Origin of the sequence: Bacillus sp. ISL-35 (genome assembly GCF_018613355.1) — a bacterium.
Lineage (GTDB): Bacteria > Bacillota > Bacilli > Bacillales > Cytobacillaceae > Mesobacillus.
Window position 1 is genome coordinate 69,610 of sequence record NZ_JAGGQK010000001.1, and the last position, 7,542, is coordinate 77,151.

Genomic DNA, 7,542 nt, shown 5'->3' on the forward strand with positions numbered 1-7,542 from the left:
AGACATGAAGTTTATACGGATTGCACCCATCAGAGGGCGGCTGTTATACTTTGCAGCTGTTTCCCTGCTGGGCTTACTGACAATGAAAGAGAGTCCACTTCTTTACGGGGCGTTGTTTTTGCTCGTGCTCTTCTTGTTATATAAAGTAAAGAAACTCCCGGCATCGCTCCTCGTACTTATGACTGGCTGTTACGCTGTATTTTCAGCTGCCGGATACTTTGATGGTTTTGAAACAGTGTATACGGGCAGCGAAAAAAACTTCCTTGTTTTATTTGATGATGAAATCAAGGTGGATGGTGATTTGCTTTATGCTTATAGCAGATCAATGCCTGCCAATGAAAAACTTATCATCAAATACAGAATCAAAACCATTGCCGAAAAAGAAATCATCCAGAATCTTCTCATCCCGGGAACTGCTTGTTCTGCCTCTGGAGTCCTCTCTAGCCCGTCTCCTGCCACTAACCCAAATGCTTTTGACTACAAAAAATTCCTTGAACGAGACAAAATATCCTGGATTCTTGAAGCCGACATGGTATCCTTGGATACCTGCCAAAAAAAGTCGAAAAGTATCTTGACTCTGCTTAGAGGCTTCAGGCAAGAAGAAGTGCTAAGAATCAATAAGATCTTTCTTGATGAGACATCAGCGCTTATGGCAGCACTGATTTTTGGTGAAAGAGATTTATTCAATCCCGAAACAGAACGATCCTACCAGAAAATAGGAATCGTTCATTTATTGGCGATCTCAGGATTGCATGTAGGACTGCTTACCGGAATGCTCTATTTCATTAGTATCAGGCTTGGCGTGACAAAGGAAAAAACGGAGATGATGTTGATGGTCTTCCTGCCTTTGTACGCAATCATGACCGGACTTGCACCGCCTGTCGTCCGGGCCGCTGCCTTGCTTCTCCTATTGATTGGTTCAAAACGCTTTTCGGCCCAGTTGAATCCGTTGGATGCCATATCAACAGCTTTTATGATTATGGCGTTATTACAGCCAGGCATCATTTACGATACAGGTTTCCAGCTCTCATATAGTGTCAGTTTCTCTTTGATTCTTTCGGCCCCGGTCATACTGAAATCCCTCACATCGTTTGCCGGGCAAACTGCTGCAGCATCCTTGGTCGCTCAAGCCTCTAGTCTGCCGATTATCATTTCGTCCTTCCATGAAGTCTCTGTCATATCCATTCTCGCCAATCTTCTTTTTGTTCCTCTTTTCTCATTTGGATTGCTTCCACTTTTGCTGTTATCCTATATTAGTTTCCTTTTGGGATCACCGCCTTCGTTTTATTTAGGCTTTCTGGAAAAACTGATACACAATGTCAATCTTCTTGCAGTCAGTCTTTCCGAGCTTCCGATAACGACCCTCGTGATTGGTAGGCTGGAGCCGATTCTCCTGATTTTGAACATCCTTTTGATTTTGATTTTCTTTTACAAGTGGGAAGGATTTGTTATAAGGAAGTCAAAACCACCCTTATGGATTTTTGCACTTCCTATCCTGCCTCTATTCATGCAAATTTTATGGCCTTATCTCAACCCATATGGAAAAATCGTATTTTTGGATGTTGGACAGGGTGATAGCATTTTCATCAGGCTGCCGCATAACCAGGGGAATTATCTTATTGATACGGGTGGTGTCATCCCTTTTGCAAAGGAGGATTGGCAGCAGGGAAGAAGCCAGTATGATCCAGGCAAAAAAATCGTGGTGCCATTTTTGAAAAGCGAAGGAATCAGGAGTCTGGATAAATTGATTTTGACGCACGGGGATGCTGACCATATTGGGGGAGCTGCGGCATTATTTGATGAGATGGATGTCAAACAGCTGATTATTCCGCGAGTCCCTGATCAATCCGAGTTGGAAAAAAGGATAATTGATGTTGCGCGCAAGAAGGGGACAGAAATCCATGAAGCTAAAATTGGCACAGGGTGGAGTTCGGGTGGCGGAGATTTCCTGATTCTTAATCCAAATCAGACTCCAGTCGAACGAAATGACGGTTCCATTGTTTTGCTTGCGAATATTGGCGGGAAAAAGTGGCTTTTCACTGGAGATCTTGGTTTGGAGGGGGAGAGATTGATGGAGCAGACCATTAAGGGGCTCGACATCGATGTGTTGAAGGTCGGCCACCACGGCAGTAAATATTCCAGTTCGGAAGGCTTTCTGGAATGGACAAAACCGGAATATGGTATCATATCGGTCGGAAGAAAGAACCGGTATGGCCATCCAGGCAAGGAAGTGCTTCAAAGGTTGGAGGAAGCTGGGGTGGTTATTTACCGGACGGATGAAGATGGTGCCATCATTTACAACTTCAAAAGCAATTCAGGAACCTTTGCGAAGCAATTGCCATAGTATAGAACAAAGAGCAAACGCGTCTCTCCCCTTATAATCACATGAAAAACGAAAAGAGACTGCATCCAAAAATGCAGTCTCCATAACTTTATCCTATGTAGCCGTGATTAACTCCCGATTAACTGCACGACTGTCGCAATAATGAACATTGTTGCAAAGAATCCAAAAGAAACGATGAATCCAACACCTGAGTCAACAGCGTCATTGCGATTGCTTTGGACATTCTCTTCGAATTGATTCACAGTCAATCCCCCCTATTAATTCTATAATAGTATAAGCGATTCAATTTAAAAAATCCAGTCTTCTCTTTGCGGCTTCTAACATTGCATGTTGCAATGTACCAAGAGTTGACACAAATACTTTTCCCGCTTGGGGCTAAAATAATCTTAACTTAGATGCACCGCTGCCATATAAGTATCCTAGGCCTTATACAGCAGCGTTCAATATAGATAGGGGAATTGGCCGAGATAGTAGGAGGCCAATTCCCTTAGAATGCTTGTCAAAATGTCCAAGCTTCTTTACGATAGACATATGGGAAAACTGGATTGAACGGAGCGGAAAATAGTGGTATTGGACATTTGGAAAAAAATAAACAAAAAACAGGTGGATCCTGTCTACTTATTGTATGGGACAGAAGCATTCCTAATAAACGAAACGAAACAGCTGCTTGTCGATAATGTTTTGGATGAAGAAGAAAAAGATTTCAATTTCTCGGTATACGATCTTGAGGAAACGCCCATCGAGGCAGCATTGGAAGATGCTGAAACCTTTCCGTTCATGGGAGAAAAGCGATTGGTCATCCTGCAGAATCCCATGTTTTTGACGTCTGAAAAGTCAAAAGGAATGATTGAACATAATCTTGCCAAACTGGAGGATTACCTTTCACAGCCTGCTCCGTACTCCATCGTCGTATTTTCTGCGCCATACGAAAAATTGGATGAGCGCAAAAAAATAACCAAGGAGTTAAAGCGGAGAGCAACAGTTGTAGAAGCCAAGAAGCTGAATGAGCACGAAATTAAAGCCTGGGTAAAAGAGCGTGCAGAGTTACATGGGTCCGTTATAGAAAATGATGCGATTGAATTATTACTGACACTTGCTGGGACGAACTTATTCATGCTCACATCTGAAATCGATAAACTGGCACTTTATGCGGGTGATAACCAGCCGATCAGCAAGGATATTGTGGACCGTCTGACTGCAAGGTCCTTGGAGCAAAATATTTTCTCTCTGGTTGACAAGGTTGTCCACCGGAATGTAGAGGCTGCCTTAAGAATTTATTATGATCTCTTAAAGCAAAATGAGGAGCCAATTAAAATCCTTGCGGTGATTACAGGCCAATTCAGGCTGATTTACCAGGTAAAGGAGCTGGCACGGAAAGGATATGGCCAGCAGCAAATAGCTGGGACGCTGAAAATCCATCCGTTCAGGGTAAAACTTGCTGCAGGACAAGCAGGGGCCTTTTCGGATGAAGAATTGACAAGGATCATAAAGCTTCTTGCAGACGCTGACTATCAAATGAAAACTGGCGGTATGAAAAAAGAAATGCTGATTGAAATGATCCTGTTCCAGATCAAAGGCAGGTAAACTACTACATAGAGGACAAAATAAAAAAACGACCCTGACAGGTCGTTTTTTTATTAGCAGTATGAAAAAAATTAGCCGTTAGCGTTCAATTTTTTCATAAGACGGGCTTTTTTGCGGGCAGCTGCATTTTTATGGATAAGACCTTTAGCTGCTGCTTTATCAAGCTTGCTTGCTGCTTGAGCGTAAGAAGCTTTTGCTTCAGTATCGTTGTTCACGATTGCTGATTCAGCTTTTTTAACTGCTGTACGCATAGTTGATTTAACAGTAATGTTGTGAGCTCTGCTCTCTTCACTTGTTTTTACACGTTTAATTGCAGACTTAATGTTTGGCATTCCGTTCACCTCCTAAAAAGCATCGAGATTTTATGGAACTCGACATTTCCAGTACATTTCTTATTTATTAAGAACAAATGATATTTTATCAAACAGGGGTAAATAATGCAATACTCTGCTTTAATTTATGTCCAGAGCAGCGTGAATGTTTTTTGATATAAAAGGAAAAGATAGGCAATAGTATGCTGTTTAGCAGCCAAACTGTTTGGGAGGAATGCGACCATGAAGGAACCAATCGACTTGAGCATGTATTCAATCAGGACTGACCTGGCTGTGGAAGCGAGGGAGATGGTGCTGGCAGACCAGGCGGCAACCGTCCATACCGAGGAGAATCTCTCGCAGATTGAAGGCGTCATCATAAAAGAAAAAGAGGAAAATGATATAAAGATTTCTCTCGTTGAGGTAACCGCCGAGGGAGAGAAGAGCCTTGGGAAAAAACAGGGGCAGTATTTGACAATCGAGGTTGTCGGCATCCGCCAGCAGGATACCGAGCTGCAAGGAAAAGTAGAAAAAGTCTTCGCCAATGAATTTGCCCAGTTTATCAAACAATCCGGGATTAAAAAGGATGCTTCCTGTCTTGTGGTTGGCCTTGGGAACTGGAATGTGACCCCTGATGCCCTCGGACCACTCGTGTGTGAAAATTTGCTGGTGACCAAGCATCTATTCGAACTGCAGCCTGAGTCTGTCGAGGAGGGGTACCGCTCAGTCAGTGCACTTTCTCCTGGTGTGATGGGATTAACGGGGATCGAGACATCGGATATTATTTTTGGAGTAGTCGAAAAGACGAAGCCTGACTTTGTGATTGCCATCGATGCCCTCGCGTCACGCTCGATTGAAAGAGTGAATTCGACAATCCAGATATCCGATACGGGAATACATCCAGGCTCCGGAGTAGGCAATAAAAGGAAGGAGCTCAGCAAAGAAACACTCGGGATCCCGGTCATTGCGATCGGAGTGCCGACAGTCGTCGATGCTGTATCGATTACAAGTGACACGATTGATTTTATATTGAAACATTTCGGAAAGGAAATGAGGGAAGGAAACAAGCCTTCGAGGTCACTCGTGCCGGCGGGGATGAGTTTTGGCAAGAGAAGGAAGCTGACGGACGAAGACTTGCCTGAAGCAGAACAACGCCAAACATTCATGGGAATGATCGGAACACTGGAGGATGAAGAAAAAAGGAAGCTGATTTATGAAGTTCTGTCTCCGTTAGGCCACAACCTGATGGTCACTCCAAAGGAAGTAGATGTCTTCATTGATGATATGGCGAATTTGATTGCCAGCGGTCTTAATTCTGCACTGCATTCCAGCATCGACAAGGATAACACCGGTATGTATACACATTAGGTTTTATTTCAAAATGATTACGATTAGAATCCTGGTTCTATCTTCTCTAGCAGAGTCATAACATTTACTAGACTTGCATGAGAGAGGTGGAACAATGAGACTTAATAAACGATCCGGAATAATTGTAGCTGTCCAGGGGACTCAAGTTGTAAAAGCCGCACTAGCATTTGTATTCTTTCTCATTGGGATTTTTTCGATAAGCGGGGCCATGACAACACTGAGGCCGGAGCTGCGGATTTCCTCTGATTCCGTCAACCAGGCTGCAACCAACCTGAACGGCCAGCTGCTGTTCAGTCTGATGGGGTGGGAGAACCATCAGTTCCTTCAGGCACTCCCAGGCGAATATGAGGCTCCGAAGCTGACGAATGTCATGTTCAAGCTTACTACCAATATCAATCTGGATGATCCAAGAAGCTTGCTGGGAAGAGAATTGCCAGGTTTCTCGCTTTTCGATGGAAAAATTTTAGTTGCGGGTGAGGGAACCAATTATACGAATATGCCGATGGAATCTGCTCCTCCGCTTGATGTGTTGAAGGCGGAGCAGGAGGCAGCCTTGCAAAATACCGAAGATTTGCCAGGTGCTTCGCAAGGAGGGGCGGCAGCTCCACCATTGTCAACCGGCAATCGCAAAGCGGTATACATTTATTTTACCCATACAAGAGAATCGTATCTTCCATACCTTAAGGGTGTAACCGATCCAAATCAGGCGTATCATTCACAGGTGAACGTGACCAGAATAGGTGATCATCTGAAGTCAGGTCTTGAACAGCGGGGAATTGGAACGACGGTTGATAAAACCGATGTCATGGGGAACCTGAACAAGAAAGGGCTTGGATTTGGAAAAGCCTATCAGGAAGCACGCCCGGTTGTTGAAGCGGCCATGGCAGGAGACCGGAATCTGCAATACTTCATCGATATCCATCGGGATGGTTACCGCAAAGACAAAACAACCATTCAAATCAACGGGAAATCCTATGCCAAACTTGCATTTGTCATTGGCGGGGAAAATGCGAATTATGAGAAAAACCTGGCACTCGCACGCGAACTGCATAATCTCCTTGATAAGAAGTATGGCAAGGGACTCAGCAGGGGTGTCATCGAGAAAAAAGGTGCATCAACAAACGGGAAATTCAACCAGGACCTTTCAGGGAATGCATTGTTGATCGAGTTCGGAGGAGTCGATAATACATTCGAGGAACTGAACAGGTCAGCGGATGCACTCGCAGATGTATTCAGCGAATTCTACTGGCAGGCAGAAAAAGTAGATGCCCAAGTCCAACAGCCTCCAGACAAGAAATAATTTTAATCAGGTGATCGAGATGAAAATGTTCATGCTAAAAAGCTTGATGCTCGCTTCTTTAATGTTCATATCCGTATTGTTCGGCATGCAGCAGGCAAACGAAGGCATCCATAAAATGAAAGGCTACGAAGACCCAGAATTCAAAAGTGCCTTCAGTGTAAAAGAAAACGAAAGTGGAAGCTTCGAAACCGCAATCCTGGGCAACGACATCTCCAGCCATGACCTCGAACAAAAGCGGAAAAAGCTAGAAGAAATGAAAGCATTCAACCTCTTTTCATCAATCGGAAAAAAGCTGGCAGACGGGGTATCGTTTGTCATGGAGAAAACAGTAGAATTGATTACCGGGAAGTAGGAGGACAGCGGCTTGGTGCCGCTGTTTTTTCTTTTGTGTGGCGTATTGGAACGATGAAATACCAGTTACTGGTGAATGTCGACGCCAATAGGTTGTATTGGAACTTAGAAACACCCGATATTGGAAAATGGTGTAACCAATAGAGCGTATTGGAACCCTGAAACTCCAGAAACTGGGAACCTGTGTAACCAATAGAGCGTATTGGAACACCAAAACACCAGATACTGGGAAACAGTGTAACCAATAGAGCGTATTGGAACGTCAAAACACCAGATACTGGGAA

7 protein-coding genes are annotated in these 7,542 nt (G+C 43.9%); 5 read left to right on the top strand and 2 right to left on the bottom strand.

What is annotated here, in order from left to right; all coding sequences use genetic code 11:
- Positions 1-4 precede the first annotated feature (4 nt).
- Entirely contained in the window at positions 5-2,344 is a 2,340-nt protein-coding gene (locus J7E38_RS00355) for a DNA internalization-related competence protein ComEC/Rec2 (RefSeq protein WP_214704596.1), read from the top strand.
- Positions 2,345-2,451: 107 nt separating this feature from the next.
- Here J7E38_RS00355 and J7E38_RS00360 read toward each other — a convergent pair whose 3' ends face one another.
- Positions 2,452-2,586: a YqzM family protein gene (locus tag J7E38_RS00360; RefSeq protein WP_023627242.1), complete on the bottom strand. Its 135-nt coding sequence runs from the start codon at positions 2,584-2,586 to the stop codon at positions 2,452-2,454.
- Between the two features lie 322 nt (positions 2,587-2,908).
- Between J7E38_RS00360 and holA the strand changes: the two genes are divergently transcribed.
- Positions 2,909-3,928 (top strand): DNA polymerase III subunit delta, encoded by a 1,020-nt coding sequence (gene holA, locus J7E38_RS00365; protein WP_214704595.1) that lies wholly within the window; start codon positions 2,909-2,911, stop codon positions 3,926-3,928.
- A gap of 71 nt (positions 3,929-3,999) precedes the next feature.
- Here the strand turns inward: holA and rpsT are convergent, their stop codons facing one another.
- Positions 4,000-4,260: a 30S ribosomal protein S20 gene (rpsT, locus tag J7E38_RS00370; protein ID WP_214704594.1), complete on the bottom strand. Its 261-nt coding sequence runs from the start codon at positions 4,258-4,260 to the stop codon at positions 4,000-4,002.
- A 222-nt stretch (positions 4,261-4,482) separates the two neighbouring features.
- Between rpsT and gpr the strand changes: the two genes are divergently transcribed.
- The 3 genes from gpr to J7E38_RS00385 all read left to right on the top strand — a co-directional run bounded on the left by gpr (position 4,483) and on the right by J7E38_RS00385 (position 7,259).
- Positions 4,483-5,607 carry a GPR endopeptidase gene (gpr, locus tag J7E38_RS00375; protein WP_214704593.1) on the top strand — a complete coding sequence of 375 codons (1,125 nt, stop codon included), beginning with the start codon at positions 4,483-4,485 and terminating at the stop codon, positions 5,605-5,607.
- Between the two features lie 94 nt (positions 5,608-5,701).
- On the top strand, positions 5,702-6,907 hold the full coding sequence (gene spoIIP, locus J7E38_RS00380) for a stage II sporulation protein P (protein WP_214704592.1): 1,206 nt from the start codon (positions 5,702-5,704) through the stop codon (positions 6,905-6,907).
- A gap of 19 nt (positions 6,908-6,926) precedes the next feature.
- Positions 6,927-7,259: a YqxA family protein gene (locus J7E38_RS00385; RefSeq protein WP_214704591.1), complete on the top strand. Its 333-nt coding sequence runs from the start codon at positions 6,927-6,929 to the stop codon at positions 7,257-7,259.
- Positions 7,260-7,542 lie beyond the last annotated feature (283 nt).

Coding starts and splice junctions, on each gene's coding strand:
- J7E38_RS00355 (WP_214704596.1), top strand. CDS start 5: ATGAAGTTTATACGGATTGCACCCATCAGAGGGCGGCTGTTATACTTT.
- rpsT (WP_214704594.1), bottom strand. CDS start 4,260: ATGCCAAACATTAAGTCTGCAATTAAACGTGTAAAAACAAGTGAAGAG.
- gpr (WP_214704593.1), top strand. CDS start 4,483: ATGAAGGAACCAATCGACTTGAGCATGTATTCAATCAGGACTGACCTG.
- spoIIP (WP_214704592.1), top strand. CDS start 5,702: ATGAGACTTAATAAACGATCCGGAATAATTGTAGCTGTCCAGGGGACT.
- J7E38_RS00385 (WP_214704591.1), top strand. CDS start 6,927: ATGAAAATGTTCATGCTAAAAAGCTTGATGCTCGCTTCTTTAATGTTC.